The 15186-nt window shown below is 66.8% G+C and carries 18 protein-coding genes; 8 read left to right on the top strand and 10 right to left on the bottom strand.

Annotated features, from left to right (window positions below):
- Positions 1-7: 7 nt before the first annotated feature.
- Positions 8-235, bottom strand: coding sequence for a DUF3107 domain-containing protein (locus NYP18_RS03280; protein WP_259426724.1), 228 nt, complete (start codon positions 233-235; stop codon positions 8-10).
- A gap of 38 nt (positions 236-273) precedes the next feature.
- On the opposite strand from NYP18_RS03280, the gene NYP18_RS03275 reads away from it, so the two are divergent.
- Both NYP18_RS03275 and NYP18_RS03270 read left to right on the top strand, forming a co-directional pair.
- Positions 274-1581, top strand: a complete 1308-nt coding sequence (locus NYP18_RS03275; RefSeq protein WP_259426723.1) for a DEAD/DEAH box helicase — start codon at positions 274-276, stop codon at positions 1579-1581.
- Positions 1581-2795 (top strand): Rv3212 family protein, encoded by a 1215-nt coding sequence (locus NYP18_RS03270; protein ID WP_259426722.1) that lies wholly within the window; start codon positions 1581-1583, stop codon positions 2793-2795. The genes NYP18_RS03275 and NYP18_RS03270 overlap by 1 nt, the downstream gene beginning before the upstream one ends.
- Here NYP18_RS03270 and NYP18_RS03265 read toward each other — a convergent pair.
- Positions 2783-3214: a hypothetical protein gene (locus NYP18_RS03265; RefSeq protein WP_259426721.1), complete on the bottom strand. Its 432-nt coding sequence runs from the start codon at positions 3212-3214 to the stop codon at positions 2783-2785. The two genes, NYP18_RS03270 and NYP18_RS03265, sit on opposite strands and share 13 nt — an antisense overlap.
- 470 nt (positions 3215-3684) lie before the next feature.
- Between NYP18_RS03265 and NYP18_RS03260 the strand changes: the two genes are divergently transcribed.
- A complete protein-coding gene (locus NYP18_RS03260; protein ID WP_259426720.1) occupies positions 3685-3948 on the top strand; it encodes a WhiB family transcriptional regulator in 264 nt (87 codons plus the stop codon).
- A gap of 82 nt (positions 3949-4030) precedes the next feature.
- Positions 4031-4105, top strand: coding sequence for a 50S ribosomal protein bL37 (locus tag NYP18_RS15595; RefSeq protein WP_373277303.1), 75 nt, complete (start codon positions 4031-4033; stop codon positions 4103-4105).
- 179 nt (positions 4106-4284) lie between these two features.
- Here NYP18_RS15595 and NYP18_RS03255 read toward each other — a convergent pair whose 3' ends face one another.
- Both NYP18_RS03255 and NYP18_RS03250 read right to left on the bottom strand, forming a co-directional pair.
- Positions 4285-4542: an anti-sigma factor gene (locus tag NYP18_RS03255; protein ID WP_259426719.1), complete on the bottom strand. Its 258-nt coding sequence runs from the start codon at positions 4540-4542 to the stop codon at positions 4285-4287.
- A complete protein-coding gene (locus NYP18_RS03250; protein ID WP_259426718.1) occupies positions 4539-5147 on the bottom strand; it encodes a sigma-70 family RNA polymerase sigma factor in 609 nt (202 codons plus the stop codon). The genes NYP18_RS03255 and NYP18_RS03250 overlap by 4 nt, the downstream gene beginning before the upstream one ends.
- 46 nt (positions 5148-5193) lie before the next feature.
- On the opposite strand from NYP18_RS03250, the gene ybaK reads away from it, so the two are divergent.
- Entirely contained in the window at positions 5194-5658 is a 465-nt protein-coding gene (ybaK, locus tag NYP18_RS03245; RefSeq protein WP_259426717.1) for a Cys-tRNA(Pro) deacylase, read from the top strand.
- Here the strand turns inward: ybaK and NYP18_RS03240 are convergent.
- Positions 5631-6299, bottom strand: a complete 669-nt coding sequence (locus NYP18_RS03240) for an SOS response-associated peptidase (RefSeq protein ID WP_259426716.1) — start codon at positions 6297-6299, stop codon at positions 5631-5633. The two genes, ybaK and NYP18_RS03240, sit on opposite strands and share 28 nt — an antisense overlap.
- A 19-nt stretch (positions 6300-6318) precedes the next feature.
- Here NYP18_RS03240 and aroA point away from each other — a divergent pair, with 19 nt between their 5' ends.
- Both aroA and rsgA read left to right on the top strand, forming a co-directional pair.
- The gene (aroA, locus tag NYP18_RS03235) at positions 6319-7596 is read left to right on the top strand and encodes a 3-phosphoshikimate 1-carboxyvinyltransferase (RefSeq protein ID WP_259426715.1); all 1278 of its coding nucleotides are present in this window, start codon (positions 6319-6321) and stop codon (positions 7594-7596) included.
- Positions 7597-7601: 5 nt separating this feature from the next.
- Positions 7602-8603 carry a ribosome small subunit-dependent GTPase A gene (rsgA, locus tag NYP18_RS03230; protein WP_259426714.1) on the top strand — a complete coding sequence of 334 codons (1002 nt, stop codon included), beginning with the start codon at positions 7602-7604 and terminating at the stop codon, positions 8601-8603.
- A gap of 85 nt (positions 8604-8688) precedes the next feature.
- On the opposite strand, the gene NYP18_RS03225 is transcribed toward rsgA, so the two are convergent.
- The 4 genes from NYP18_RS03225 to NYP18_RS03210 all read right to left on the bottom strand — a co-directional run bounded on the left by NYP18_RS03225 (position 8689) and on the right by NYP18_RS03210 (position 12178).
- Positions 8689-10008 (bottom strand): fatty acid desaturase family protein, encoded by a 1320-nt coding sequence (locus NYP18_RS03225; protein WP_259426713.1) that lies wholly within the window; start codon positions 10006-10008, stop codon positions 8689-8691.
- Between the two features lie 9 nt (positions 10009-10017).
- Positions 10018-11061 (bottom strand): ferredoxin reductase, encoded by a 1044-nt coding sequence (locus NYP18_RS03220; protein WP_259426712.1) that lies wholly within the window; start codon positions 11059-11061, stop codon positions 10018-10020.
- Positions 11062-11164: 103 nt separating this feature from the next.
- Positions 11165-11671, bottom strand: a complete 507-nt coding sequence (locus tag NYP18_RS03215; RefSeq protein ID WP_259426711.1) for a DUF6912 family protein — start codon at positions 11669-11671, stop codon at positions 11165-11167.
- Positions 11672-12178, bottom strand: a complete 507-nt coding sequence (locus tag NYP18_RS03210; RefSeq protein WP_369415236.1) for an HAD-IA family hydrolase — start codon at positions 12176-12178, stop codon at positions 11672-11674.
- Here NYP18_RS03210 and NYP18_RS03205 point away from each other — a divergent pair.
- Positions 12177-12551 (top strand): hypothetical protein, encoded by a 375-nt coding sequence (locus NYP18_RS03205; protein WP_259426709.1) that lies wholly within the window; start codon positions 12177-12179, stop codon positions 12549-12551. The genes NYP18_RS03210 and NYP18_RS03205 overlap by 2 nt on opposite strands.
- A gap of 4 nt (positions 12552-12555) precedes the next feature.
- Here the strand turns inward: NYP18_RS03205 and secA are convergent, their stop codons facing one another.
- Complete coding sequence (secA, locus tag NYP18_RS03200) at positions 12556-15099, bottom strand: preprotein translocase subunit SecA (RefSeq protein ID WP_259426708.1); 2544 nt, start codon at positions 15097-15099, stop codon at positions 12556-12558.
- Positions 15100-15186 lie beyond the last annotated feature (87 nt).

Genomic DNA, 15186 nt, shown 5'->3' with positions numbered 1-15186 from the left:
CTGGGCGTCAGGCGCCGGCGAAACCGACGAAACGCTGGGTGGTGGTTCCGAGTTCGACGTAGGCGATCTGGCGGGCCCGGACGATGTACTTCACGCCCTTGGCATCGGTCAGCTGCAGAGTCGCGGCGTCGTTGGACAGGGCCTCGGTGACCTGCCCGGCCACCTCGTCCTGGTTGGTGTCGGTGGTGATCACGAGCTCACGCGGGGATTCTACAAATCCGATCTTGATATCCATGGGCCCCATCATAGACGGGTGCCGATAGTATCTATGTTGTGTCTGCACATACTCCGTCCAAGCCGGATTCCCCGACCTTCGCCGAACTCGGTGTGGCGGTGGAAATCTGTGAGGCGCTCGCTGCCGAGGGCATCACCCGGACCTTCGCGATCCAGGAGCTCACGCTCCCCCTCGCCCTCGACGGGACCGACCTCATTGGTCAGGCCCGCACGGGCATGGGCAAGACCCTGGGTTTCGGTGTCCCCCTCCTCGACCGGGTCTTCGACTCGGCGGAAGTGGAGGAACTCGACGGCACGCCGCGCGCCCTCGTGATCGTCCCCACCCGTGAGCTGGCGGTGCAGGTCGGTGATGATCTCACCCGGGCCGCCGCAAAACTCCCTGTGCGCCTGACCACCATCTACGGCGGCCGCCCCTATGAGGAGCAGATCGAGGCGCTCCGGGAGGGTATCGACGTCGTGGTCGGCACCCCGGGCCGTGTCCTCGACCTCCACCAGCGCGGGGACCTGCGGCTGGACCGGGTGGCGGTGCTCGTGCTCGACGAGGCCGATGAGATGCTGGATCTGGGTTTCCTGCCCGATATCGAGAAACTCCTCCGGGCCCTGGAGCACGAGCACCAGACGATGCTGTTCTCGGCGACGATGCCGGGGCCGATCATCACTCTGGCGCGCAGCTTCCTGAAGCAGCCGGTGCACATCCGTGCGGAGGAGGTCGGTTCCGCCCAGACCCACGCCACGACCAGGCAGGTCACCTTCCAGGCGCACCGGATGGACAAGGCGGCCGTGACCACCCGGATCCTGCAGGCGCAGGGGCGCGGGAAGACGATCATCTTCGCCCGCACGAAGCGCACCGCCGCCGAGGTCGCCACCGAGCTGGCCGGGCGCGGTTTCGCGGTGGGTTCCGTCCACGGTGACATGGGCCAGCCCGCCCGGGAGAAGTCGTTGGCGGCCTTCCGGGACGGCACGATCGACATCCTGGTGGCCACCGACGTGGCCGCCCGCGGCATCGACATCGACGACGTCACCCACGTGGTCAACTACCAGACGCCGGATGACCCGATGACCTACGTCCACCGCATCGGGCGTACCGGCCGCGCCGGCCACTCGGGTACGGCGATCACCCTCGTCGGTTACGACGAGCTGGCGAAGTGGAAGGTCATCAACGACGAGCTCGGCCTGGACACCCCGGAGCCGCCGCAGTGGTTCTCCACCTCACCCGAGCTTTTCGACGCCCTCTCCATCCCCGAGGGGGCCCAGGACTCCGTCGGCCGTCCGCGGCGGGTCTTCGGTGGTCCCGCCGCCGTGCGGGGCCATTCCCCTCGCCCGCCCCGGCGGAAGCCCCGGCACTGATGGTCCGGCCCCTGCGGCGGACCCGCGGCGATCTCATCGCCACCGGGGTGATCGCCGCAGTCTCGCTCGCGGCGGTCGCGGGGGTGTGGGCCACCGCCCCCATCCGCGGGTCCGAACTGACCCCCGCCACCACCGAGTACGTCGCCGCCCCGGGGCTGTCGGCCATCCCGGACAGCCTCACCGAGATGTGGGCGCTGACCGACACCCCCCTGCCCGGCGTCCACCGCCCCGTCATCGTCGACGGACTCGTGGTCACCCACGCCGACCGCACCGTCACCGCCTCCGACCCGGCGGGTGAGACGGTGTGGACCTACCGCCGGGACCTTGACCTGTGCTCCCTGGGGGCGGCGTGGGGGCGGGTGGTCACCACCTGGCGGGCACCGAACGGTTGCGGTGATGTCGTGGCCCTCGATGCTGATTCCGGCACCTACAACGCCACCCGCAGCGCGGTCTCACCCGATGAGGTCGTGGCGGTGACCTCCAACGACCGGGTCGGCACGGCGGCCGGCCAGCGGCTGGAGCTGTGGCGTTCCGACATGGTCCGCACCGTCGAGTACGGCGAGGTCGAGGGCTTCCAGGAACCCAGGTTGCAGCCTCACCCGGACTGCCGGATCACCTCCGCGCTGACGCGTACCGACCTGCTGGCGGTCACCGAGGTCTGCCCCGACGAGCAGGGCACCTGGCTGCGTTTCCAGGACACCACCCCGGAGCAGGCCCGCGCCCCGGAGATCAGCGCGGACGTGCAGCTGGACCACCCGGGGGCCCGTCTCATGGCCATCGGCCAGGAGGGGGCCGCGGTGTACCAGCAGGGTGAGCTCATCTCTTTCGCGGAGGACGGCCGGGAGGTCGAACGACGTGCTGTGCCGCAGGTCCCGTGGGTTGATCAGGACCTGCCCTTCGCGCCGGCCACCGCCGATCTACCGCACCACATGAGTTTCTTCGACGGTCAGCGGCTCTACCTACTGTCCCCGGCCAACCTCACGGTCCGGCATGTCCTGGAGGACGCCGTGGGCACCGGGGTGGCTGTCGACGGCCGGCTGCTCATGCCTACCGCTGAGGGCATCGCGGTGGTCAACTGGGACACGGGTGGGACAGAAAAAACCATCCTGGTCGACCGCGGGGGCCACGACGGGATGGTGACGTTGGGTGTGGTTGGTGACACGGTCGTCGAGAAGCGGGGCGGACTGACCGTCGGCCTGCGTCAGGCCTGGTAGCGGGCCTCTGACCACTCGAAGGAGTTCCGGTTGAAGAGGAAGTACAGCGCGAGGGCGGCACTGACGGCCGTGAACACGCCGAAGAGCCAGGCGCCGCCGGTGAACATGAAGTAGGCGACACCCAGCAGGATGATCTCCAGGAGGACGATCGGCCCGCGCCCCCACTTGTTCCCGCGCAGCATCGATATCGCGCCAGCCAGCACGGTGCCGAAGATGATGAGCATGAAGATCGCCGTGCCCGTGCCCACCCACCCGATGTTGGAGGTGTCAGAGACGAGTGAATGCTCCTCCGCTCCCGTGATGTCACGGAAGACGAGGAAGGCGGCGAACGCGAGGGCGATCACCGACTGCACGATGGCGATGATGCCGGCCCATCGGATCTGGGCGGGCGGCTGGGGGCGGCTGTTCACGTCGGTCACGGCACCTGAGTCTATACACAGTGGTGACACCGGGGTCAGGGGCCCTGTTCAGGGGGCATCGGTCGAAAACAGATTTGACGTTCCAGCTGGAGTCATGCCTCAGGGGAAACGCAGATTACCGCAGGTCAGGAGCATTGTTGAAAAGTGTCCAAACAGTGACACAGAACACTTTACAACCTTCACAAAGCATATAATTGGGTGAGTTCCATCACATTTGATGGTTTACCTCTAGCGCACTTCGCGTTCACATGTCATTATTCTCAGGTAGCAAAAACAGCCGGGCAATGAACCGGCACTTAACCCTGAGACACCAGAGGGTTAACGCAATGTGAACCGAGGTAGGGGCCAACAGGTCCCGGCCCGACACCGTAGCGACTGCAATTTTAACGACGGCCCCTCAAGCAGAGGCCTCATCTGGTGCGCATTTGATCGCCCGTATTTCACGTACTGCCATTTAAGGAGAATCAACCATGTCTGACTGGCGCCACGAAGCCATCTGCCGCGACGAGGATCCCGAGCTCTTCTTCCCCGTCGGCAACTCCGGCCCCGCCCTGACCCAGATCGCCAAGGCCAAGATCGTCTGCAACCGCTGCCCCGTCACCTCCCAGTGCCTCAAGTGGGCCCTCGAGTCCGGCCAGGACGCCGGCGTGTGGGGCGGCCTGTCCGAGGACGAGCGCCGCGCACTCAAGCGCCGCAACTCCCGTGGCCGCGGCCGCACCCGTGTTGCTGCCTGAGCACACACCTGAATTTTCCGCCACCGGTCCCGAGCGCTAGAGTTGGTGGGATCTGTCCATCACCTCACCCAAGGAGAATCACATGAGCAAGCGTGGTAGCAAGCGTCGTGCCCGCCGCAAGAAGAGCGCAAACCACGGCAAGCGCCCGAACTCCTAAATCAGGATCGTAGAACGGCGAAAAGGACCGCCCCCGCATTTGCGGGGGCGGTCCTTTGCTCTTCCTGCCGCCGGGGTCGAGATCAACTCCCCGAAAGGGCCCCGTCGAGAGGGCGCGGAAAATGGCGGTGCGGACGCCCCTCCCGACGGGGCGATCTCGACCTCGCCGGAGAGGGCAGGCTACGCCCGGAAGCGCGTCACCCGGATCTGCATGGTGATGCGCTCGCGCAACTCAGCCGGGGCCTCCACCTGTGCGGTGCAGCAACGCTGCAGCATCGCCCGGATCTCCTGCTCCGACTGGAGGCGCCCGTAACACCGGGGGCAGTCGGAGATCGATGCGATCAGCTCGCGGGCCTGTTCCGGGGTGGTGCCGGGGTCCACGAGTTCGCAGAGCTGGGACTGGATGTCGTCGCAGCTGCAGCCGCAGGGTTCCTTCACTTCTTGCTCTCTTCCCGGGTCGTGATGTCCATGTCGGGGTGGTTGAGTCCGATCCCCTGTTCATGTGCCACCTCTTTCAACAGCTGCCGCAGCTGTTTTCTTCCCCGGTGCAGGCGGCTCATCACCGTGCCGATGGGTGTACCCATGATCTCGGCGATGTCCTTGTACGCCAGGTCCTCCACATCCGCGTAGTAGACGACCATGCGGTAGTCCTCGGAGAGCTGGTTCATGGCGTCGGCGATCTTGCCGTCGGGCATGTTCTTCAGCGCGGCCACCTCGGCGGATTCCAGACCCGTCGAATCGTGGGAACTGGTGGTGTAGAGCTGGTAGTCGCTGATCTCCTCGGTCGGCGACTGGATGGGCTGGCGCTGCCGCTTCCGGTAGACGTTGATGTAGGTGTTCGTCATGATCCGGTACAGCCAGGCCTTGAGGTTGGTGCCGGGTTTGAAGGAGTGGAAGGCATTGAATGCCTTGAGATAGGTCTCCTGGACGAGGTCCTCGGCGTCAGCCGGGTTACGGGTCATGCGCAGGGCACCGCCGTAGAGCTGGTCGAGCAAGGGCAGGGCCTCCTCCTCGAAGCGGGTGGCGAGATCAGTGTCCGACATCGGCGCCTTTCTTGAAACCTGAAGCATTCTGTTCCACTGTAGTGGAGTGTCCACACCCGCTGTCCGTCTGCTCATCGACGCCGCCGTCCCCCACCGCCCCGTCACCTTCGAGGCCGGTCCCGGCAATTTCGGTGCGGCCGCCGCCGCGGCTCTGGGGGTCGACCCGGGACTCATCCTCAAGACCCTCATCGTCGACACCGGGAGATCCCTGGCGGTGTGCTGCGTGCCGGTGTCCGGGAAGCTCAACCTGAAGAAGGCCGCCGCGGCCCTGGGCGTGAAATCGGTGGCCATGGCCGATCCTCTGAAGGCGCAGCGGGTCACCGGTTATGTACCGGGCGGCATCTCCCCGCTGGGGCAGAAGCAGCGGTTGGCGACGGTGATTGACGCAGGCGTCGAGAAACAGCCGGAGGTCTACGTCTCCGGGGGCCGCCGCGGCCTGGACATCGCGCTGTCGCCGCAGGACCTGGCGCGGCTGACCGGGGCTCAGTTCTCCGAGATCAGCTCGGGGTAGTCGTTGCGGGTGTTGCCCACCGCCTTATCCACCGGCCGCACCACCATCTGCTCCGCATAATCCACCGGCGTGGGGTGGAGCAGCTCCGCGGCCTGCTCAGCGGTACCCGTGGTCCACTGCTCCACCTCCTCCTCGGTGAGGAAACGCGGCAGACGGTCATGCAACCAGGCCAGGGGCCCCGTGGAGTCCGTGGTCACCATCGTCGCGGAGAGCCGGTCCAGACCCGTCGCCCACAGCGCCGCGGCCCACATGATCCGCCCCTCCCCCAGGCTGACAAAATACGGGCGTTTACCGGTGCCGTCGTCATGCCACTCGTAATAACCGTCCATGGGGATCAACCCGCGCTGATGTTTGAAGGCGTCCCGGAAGCTCGGTTTGGTGGCCACCGTCTCACCGCGGGCGTTGAACAGCGGCGGGCCGGTCTCGTCCTTCTTCCAGTGCGGGAGCAGGCCCCAGCGGGCCGGGTCGAGCTGGGCCTCCGGCAGCGCCAGACGCACCACGGGCACCATCTGGGTCGGCGCAATATTGTATCTGGGCCCCGGCGTACCCTCCGGCGCATGGACCTCGGTGACCCCGGGAAGGGCGCCGACGTGGGCGAGGAGGGACTCATCGGTGGTGTAGAGAACGAAGCGACCGCACATAAGATCTATTATGGACCACATGACCGCCCCCTGGCCCGCGCCCACTGCTCACGGACCGATCCGGTGGACCCAGCACATCCCCGGCTCCAAGTCGATCACCAACCGTGCCTACATCCTCACCGCTCTCGCCGACTACCCGTCGGTCATCGAGAACGCCCTGCGCTCCCGCGACACCGACCTCATGGCCGAAGCGTTGCGCACCCTCGGTACAGGTGTCCGCGACACCTCCGAGGGTGTCCGCATCGAACCCGGACCACTGCACGGTGGTGAAGTGGAGTGCGGGCTGGCCGGCACGGTGATGCGTTTCGTCCCGCCGCTGGCAGCACTGGCCACCGGCACCGTCATCTTCGACGGCGACCCGCAGGCCCGGGTCCGGCCCATGAACACGATCCTCGACGCCCTGCGCACCCTCGGGGTGGAGATCACCGGCGATACCCTGCCCTTCACTGTCGAAGGCAGGGGCACCCCCACCGGCGGCGTCGTGGAGATCGACGCCTCCGGCTCCTCCCAGTTCGTCTCCGGCCTGCTGCTCGTCGCCCCGCGCTTCACTGAGGGCATCACCGTCCACCACACCGGCCCGAAGCTGCCGAGCCTGCCGCACATCGAGATGACCGTGGCCATGCTGCGCCGCGCCGGCGTGCGCGTCGACGTCTCCGAGAACACCTGGAAGGTCCACCCCGGTCCCATCCAGGGCCGTACCTGGCACGTCGAGCCGGACCTGTCCAACGCCACCCCCTTCCTCGCCGCGGCGGCCGTCACCGGCGGCACCGTGTGCATCCCGCACTGGCCGCTGGACACCACCCAGCCCGGGGATGTCATCCGCGACATCCTCGAGCGCATGGGCTGCGAGGTGGAACTCGTCGCCGCCGAGCAGGGCCCGGGCCATGACCTACGGGTCACCGGACCAGACAGCGGCCAGCTCAAGGGCATCCACCTGGACATGTCCGACATCGGGGAACTCACCCCCACCGTCGCGGCCCTGGCTGCCCTGGCCACCAGCCCCTCCGAGTTGACCGGCATCGCCCATCTCCGCGGCCACGAGACCAACCGCCTTGCAGCGTTGAGCACCGAGATCAACAAGCTCGGCGGGAACTGCCGGGAGCTTAACGACGGCCTGCGCATCACCCCCACCGACCTCCGCGGTGGGGTGTGGCACTCCTACGCCGACCACCGCATGGCCACCGCCGGCGCCATCATCGGACTGGTTGTCGAGGGCGTTCAGGTTGAGGACGTCCAGACCACCTCCAAGACCCTCCCCGGCTTCGAGCACATGTGGGAGGACATGGTCCATGGGTGATGTGCGTGGCTAACCGACAGTGGGACGAATCCGACATCCGTATCCGCCCCAACCGCCGCGGCACCCGCCCGCGCACCAAGGACCGCCCCGCGCATGATGACGCCGAGTTCGGCATGGTCGTGACCAAGGACCGCGGTCGCTGGGGTGTCATGCTCGACGGACGGGAGGAGGCGATCATCGCCATGCGGGCCCGTGAGATGGGCCGCACCGCCGTCGAGGTCGGCGACCGCGTCGGACTCGTCGGTGACACCTCCGGCCGGGAGGGCACTCTGGCGCGCATCGTCAAGCTGGAGGAACGCACCTCCGTGCTCCGGCGCACCGCCGACGACACCGACCCCTACGAGCGCATCGTCGTGGCCAACGCCGACCAGCTGCTCATCGTCTCCGCCGTCGCCGATCCCCCACCCCGCTCCGGCTTCGTGGAGCGCGCCCTCATCGCCGCTTTCGTAGGCAACGTCGAGCCCATCCTCTGCCTGACCAAATCCGACCTGACGGACCCCGCCCCCTTCGCTGCCGAATTCGCCGACCTGAACGTCCGGGTCGTCATCGCCGGCGTCGACGACCCCGTCAACGAGGTCCGCGACCTGGTCACCGGCAAGGTCACGGCCCTGGTCGGCCACTCCGGTGTGGGCAAATCCACCCTGGTCAACCGGCTCGTTCCTGATGCCGACCGGGCGACCGGCGTGGTCTCCGGGGTGGGCAAGGGACGGCACACCTCCACCCAGTCCGTCGCGCTCCGGCTGCCCGAGGGCGGCTGGATCATCGACACCCCCGGTATCCGTTCCTTCGGCCTGGCCCACGTGGACGCGGACACCGTCGTCGGTGTCTTCGAGGATCTCGCCGCTGCCGTGGAGAACTGCCCGCGCGGCTGCACCCACCTCGGTCCCCCGGCAGATCCGGAATGTGCCCTGGATGACCTCGAGCCGGACACCGCCTCCGCGCGGCGCCGGGATGCGGTACGCAAGCTGCTCGAGGCCCTGAGTTCCAACAATGAGTGGGAGATGTAGGGGCCGGGTTCTGCCTATTGTCTGACACGCAGACAGCCCCCGGCCGGATTCACTCCGGGCGGGGGCTGCATCATTCAGGGGTGGACTACACGGCCTTCTGCGGCTCCGGTGCGGCGACGCGGTTGCGCCACTCCGGGGTGCGGCCGGTGAAGTTGAGTACCGCTTCCTTGGCGGAAGGGCGCAGCTTCGCCAGGAAGTCCAGGCCCGAGCGCAGTCCGGAGCGCTGGCCGGCCTCGTTCTCGCCGACCCAGACCTTGTCCTCCAGCTCGGGGTACTTGGTGAAGGCTGCGTTGGAGCGGACCTCGGGCGCGTTGTCGCGGTCGGCGGCCAGGAGCTTGTTCGGCAGGGACAGCTTCAGCAGGGTGCGCTGAACCTTGAGCAGCTGGGCCGGGAAGGAGTCGGTGTTGTAGGGCAGGTCGAATTCCTCGCAGATCGCCTCGACGCGCTTGCCGATCTCCGACAGGCGGTTCGAGGGCATGTCCGGGAAGAGGTGGTGCTCGACCTGGTAGTTGAGGTTGCCCGACAGGATGGTCAGGATCTTGCCACCGCGGAAGTTGGCGGATCCGAGCATCTGGCGCAGGTACCACTCGTCGTGGGTCTCGTTCTTCCACTGTTCCTTGGTGAAGGTCTCGGCCTCGTCCGGGAAGTGTCCGCAGAAGATCACGGCGTAGGCCCAGACGGAGCGGATGAAGTTCGCGGTGGCGTTGGCGGTGACGGTGTGGAGGAAGTTGGGGCCGGACAGCGCCGGGAAGAGGAGGTAGTCACGCAGCCCCTGGGTGCCGGCCTTGCGGGCGGTCTCCCAGAACTTCGGGGCGGTCTCCTTCCAGGTGGTGCGGCCGGCGGCGAGCTTGCCCAGCTCGACGTCATAGAAGCCCACGGCCCACTGGAACAGGGAAGCCAGGGTGACGTTGATCAGCGGCTGGAAGGCGTGCATCGCGGACCACTTGCGGTCACGGGTGACGCGCAGGACACCGTAACCGACGTCCGTGTCCATGCCCAGGATGTTGGTGTACTTGTGGTGGGCGAAGTTGTGGGTGTGCATCCACTGTGAGGAGGGGCAGACGTTGTCCCATTCCCAGGTGGTGGAGTGGATCTCCGGGTCGTTCATCCAGTCCCACTGGCCGTGCATGACGTTGTGGCCGATCTCGAGGTTCTCGAGGATCTTGGACAGGGAGAGCAGGGCGACGCCGGCGAGCCAGAAGGGCTTCTTCCCGGAGAAGAGGAGGGCGCCGCGGCCGGCGATCTCGATGTAGCGCTGGGTACGGATCAGCCCCTTGATGTAGCGGACGTCCTTCTCGCCGAGGTCGGCCTCGAACTCCTCCTTGATGGCGTCGAGGCGGCTGCCGATTTCGCGGATGTCCTCGTCGGTGAGGTGGGAGTATGCCTTGATGTTGTCGATTGCCATGTGGGTCTCCTAGGCGTCGATGGTGACATCGCCGGCGGCGACGCCGACGCAGGTGCGGATGCGGGAACCGGGTTCCTTTGTGTCGCCGGTGCGCAGGTCGTGGACGTGGCCGTCGACGAGCTCACGGACGCAGGTCTGGCAGATGCCCATGCGGCAGCCGAAGGGCATCTGCACGCCGGCGGCCTCGCCGGCCTCGAGGATGGTGGTGGCGCCGTCGACGGTGGTCTCCACGCCCTGGCGGGCGAAGGTGATGGTGCCGCCCTTGGCGTCGGAGACGCGGTCGAGGGTGAAGCGTTCGACACGGATCTCCACGCCGCGCTCCTCGGCCCAGGTCTCCAGCTCATCGAGCATGGTGGCCGGGCCGCAGGCGTAGACGACGCGCTCGGCGTAGTCGGGCACGAGCTGCTCCAGGACCTTCGGGGAGACGCGCCCGTCCTGGGAGGTGACCTGGGTGTGGGCGTCGAAGTCCTCGAGGACGTCCTCGAAGATGAGATCGGCGCGGTTGCGCACGGAGTGGACGACCTTGATGTCGCTCTCCCCGCGGCGTTCCTCCAGGCTGCGCAGCATGGCCACGACCGGGGTCACGCCGGAACCGGCGGTGACGAAGAGCAGCTTCTCCGGCAGCGGGTCGGTGAGGTGGAAGTCACCGGCGGGGGCGGCCAGGCGGACGTTGATGCCCGGCCTGGCGGTGCCGATGAGGTGGGTGGACAGCCTGCCCTTCTCCACGGCGCGGATGGTGATGGAGAACAGTCCGTCGCGGGTGTCGGGGGTGTTGGTCAGGGAGTAACTGCGCCAGGTGTAGCGCCCGTCCACACGCAGGCCGATACCGATGTACTGGCCGGCCTTGAAGTGCACCGGGACGCCCCAGCCGGGGCGGATGACCAGGTGGATGGTGTCGTCGGGGAAACGTTCGACGCTCTCGATTTTTCCGCGCAGTTCACGCCGGGACCACAGCGGGTTGGCCAGGACGGTGTAGTCGTCCGGCAGCAGCGGTGTGGTGAAACGTCTCAGGATGCCGCGGAAGCGGGCGAGTCCGTCGGGCGATTCGGTCATCGACCCCTCCTCAGAAGGAATAGCATTTGGTTACGATCGCGTAGCCTACGCCAACGTAACCTTGTTGTCCATCGCCACGCCGCAGGATTCCCGCGGCAGTTTCCTAGAGCAGTTCGATCAGGAAAGGGAGCTCAGTGGGATCGTAGAATGCCATGAAATTCTCCTGGGCATCCCCCACTGTCAGCTCGGCGTCCTCATCACCGAGGTCGGAGGCGTCGATGACCTTGATCGCGGCCTTCGTCGCCTCCTCCGATTCCTCGATGTCGATGTGGATGGCCGCGACATCGGCCAGCTCAATCACCGCGGGCGAGAGCGCGACCACGGACTCCCCGTTCTCCGGGGCCAGGGTCACCGCTGAGTCATCCACGTCGACGGAGACGACCACCCGGCGGTGCGGGAAGGCCTCCTCGTCGCCGATGGCCAGCAGTCGCAGGGACGCCTCCGCTGCGTCGAGGTAGGCGGCGTAGCCGATCTCCTCCTCGTCACCGGCGGTGTAGAACTCCACCAGGGCGGGCGTGGCGGCGAAACCCCAGCCGGAACGGACGGGCATTGTCCCCGTCTCGTTGAGGCCGGTCAGCATGGCGAAGGTCGCCGGCAGGTAGACGCGCACCTAGAACTCGCCCTCGATGTCGAAGATGGCGCAGATCTCGATGACCGCGCGGTCGAAGACCTGGTAGAGCACGCCCACCAGACCAGCCTCGACGGCACCACGGACATTGAGGATGGAGTCGTCGACCAGCACACAGTCGTTGACCGGCAGGTCGATGGCCTCGGCCACCGCTGCGAAGGCCGCCGGCTCAGGCTTCTCCGCCCCGATCTCACCGGAGAGCAGGACGGCGTCGACGATGCCGCGGTACTCCCACTCACGGATGTGCTCCGCGGCCGGGCCCCCCGGGTCGTTGGAGAGGATGGCCGTGGCCACACCGTTGGCCTTCGCCGCCGCGAAGAGGTTCTTCCAGCGGCGCTGGTCCTCCTCCGGCCCGTCCAGTACTCCGACAAAATCGACGATCAGTCCACGCACTCGCTGCTCCCTCAGATGTGTTATCGCTGTCTGCGTGTCACAATGATACCCAGCCCATCCCGCGTCTGCCCCGAGTGTCCTCACTGGAGCAGTCATGTTGTCCCCCGTACCCGGTCTCACACACCTGAAGGTGCTCGTCCCCCGGCCCCCGCTTGCCGACCTCGCCCCGCCCCCGCCACCGGCCGTCGACGGCTCCCGGCACCGCGCGGAGACACTCGTGCGCATCGCCCTGGAGACGGCCTTCGGAATGCGCCCGGTCCCCCAGCTCAAGGCCCCGCAGTTCGCCACCCCGGTGCGCCTGCACGCGGCGGCCCGCCAACGGCAGGGCATCCGCGGGCCCGTGCGGGTGGACACCCTCCACCTGCGTTCCGGCGGAGAACTCTTCGGCACCGCCGTCTCCGCCGGCCGGGCCCACGCCTTCACCGCCCGGATGTCCGGGCGGCAGCTCGTGAGCTTCCGGGTCCTCTGACGGGCTAGGCCTCGGTGACCTGCGGAGCCGGCTGCGGCTCGAACTGCTTGCGCAGCATGAACAGCTGGCGGACGGTCTCCTCCTTGATGGCGTCGTTCATGGCGTTGAACATGTCGCCGCCCTCCTTCTGGTACTCGACCAGCGGATCACGCTGTGCCATGGCGCGCAGACCGATGCCCTCCTTGAGGTAGTCCATCTCGTAGAGGTGCTCGCGCCACTTGGTGTCGATCACCGGCAGGATGACCATGCGCTCCAGGTTGCGCATCTGCGCCTCGCCGCCGATGGCGGAGACATTCTCCTCCAGCTGACTGTACTCACGCTGGGCGTCGGCGGTGAGCGCCTCGCGGAGCTGCTCGGCGGTGAGCTCACCCGGGGAGCCGTACTCCGAGCCGTCGACAAGCTCCTGCCACGTGAAGCTCGGGCCGTAGAGCGACTCGAGTGCCTTCCACAGGGAGGCCAGGTCCCAGTCCTCGACATAACCGACCTCGGTGGCACCATCCACGTAGGCGCCGATGGTCTCGTCGATCATGTTGCGGATGTACTGGCGGATGTCCTTGGCCTCGAGAATCTCGCGGCGCTCGGCGTAGATGACCTTGCGCTGCTCATTGAGCACCTCATCGTATTTCAGGACGTCCTTGCGCACCTCGAAGTTCTGGTTCTCCACCTGCGCCTGCGCGCCCTTGATGGAGTTGGTGACCATCTTCGCCTCGATGGGCACATCATCCGGCACGTTGAGACGGTTCATCATGTTCTCCATGGACTGGCCCACGAAACGCACCATGAGCTCATCACGCATGGACAGGTAGAAACGGGTCGCACCCGGATCACCCTGACGGCCGGCACGACCACGCAGCTGGTTGTCGATCCGGCGCGACTCGTGGCGCTCGGTACCCAGCACATAGAGACCGCCGGCCGCGCGGGCCTGGTCACCCAGCTCCTGGGCCCGCTTCTTCGCCTTCGGCAGCTCCGCGTCCCAGGCGGCCTGGTAGGCCTCCTCATCCTCGAAGGGGTCGAGACCGCGCGCCCGCAGACGGATGTCCAGCATGACCTCGGGGTTGCCGCCGAGGACGATGTCGGTACCACGGCCGGCCATGTTGGTGGACACGGTCACCGCGCCCGGCACACCGGCCTGGGCGATGATCTCACCCTCCTCCTCGTGGTGCTTGGCGTTGAGGACCTTGTGCGGGATACCGCGGCGCTGCAGCAACTGCGAGAGATACTCGGAACGCTCCACCGAGGTGGTGCCCACCAGCACCGGCTGGCCCTTCTCCACACGCTCGGCGATGTCCTCGGCTACGGCCGCGAACTTCGCCTCCTGCGTCTTGTAGACGCGGTCGACCATGTCCTCACGCTGGTTGTCCCGGTTCGTCGGGATCGGCACCACATCGAGCTTGTAGATCTGGTGCAGCTCGGCGGCCTCCGTCTCGGCGGTACCGGTCATGCCGGCCAGCTTCTCGTAGAGACGGAAGTAGTTCTGCAGGGTGACGGTGGCCAGGCTCTGGTTCTCGCTCTGGATCTCCACCTTCTCCTTGGCCTCGATGGCCTGGTGCAGCCCCTCGCTGTAGCGGCGGCCCGAGAGCACACGTCCGGTGAAGGAGTCCACGATCATGACCTCACCGTTGCGCACGATGTAGTCCTTGTCACGCTCGAAGAGCTCCTTCACCTTCAGCGCGTTGTTGAGGTAACCGACCAGCTGGGAGTTCTCCGGGGCATAGAGGTTGTCGATGCCCAGCTGGTCCTCGACGTAGGCCACGCCCTCCTCCAGCACACCCACCGTGCGCTGACGCTGGTCCAGCTCATAGTGGATGCCCACCCGCATGCGCGGAGCCAGCTCAGCGAAGACGTTGTAGAACTGCGAGGAACCGTCGACCTGACCGGAGATGATCAGCGGGGTACGCGCCTCGTCGATGAGGATCGAGTCGACCTCATCCACGATGGCGTAGTGGTGGCCACGCTGGACGAGGTCGTCCAGGGAGCGGGCCATGTTGTCACGCAGGTAATCGAAGCCCAGCTCGTTGTTGGTGCCGTAGGTGATGTCGGCGTCGTAGGCCTCCTCCCGCTCATCCGGATCCATGTCGGAGAGGATCACGCCGACGGACAGACCGAGGAAGCGGTGCACGCGACCCATCATCTCGGCGTCTCGCCTGGCCAGGTAGTCGTTGACCGTGACGATGTGCACGCCCCGGCCCTCGAGGGCGTTGAGGTAGGCGGGCAGCACCGAGGTCAGGGTCTTGCCCTCACCCGTCTTCATCTCGGCGACGTTGCCGAAGTGCAGGGCGGCGCCACCCATCACCTGGACCAGGTAGTGCTTCTGACCCAGCACACGCCAGGCCGCCTCACGTGCGGTGGCGAAGGCCTCCAGGAGCAGGTCGTTGAGGGTCTCCCCGTCGGCGAGGCGCGCCCGGAACTCGTCGGTCTTCGCCTTGAGTTCCTCATCACTCAGCGCAGCGTACTCGTCCTCGAGGGCGAGAACATCCTGCGCGATCTTGTTGAGTCGCTTGACGGTGCGCCCTTCACCGACGCGGAGCAGCTTGGACAGTCCAAACACGTGCAGTCGTCCTTTGTGGTCGATATGGAAACTAGTTTCTGCGTCATTGTACGCAACAACGACGACACCGCCGCCCCAGCGGCCCGG

Source organism: Corynebacterium lemuris, from assembly GCF_024919295.1.
Classification (GTDB): domain Bacteria; phylum Actinomycetota; class Actinomycetes; order Mycobacteriales; family Mycobacteriaceae; genus Corynebacterium; species Corynebacterium lemuris.
This window is presented reverse-complemented; position numbering and strand designations above follow the sequence as displayed.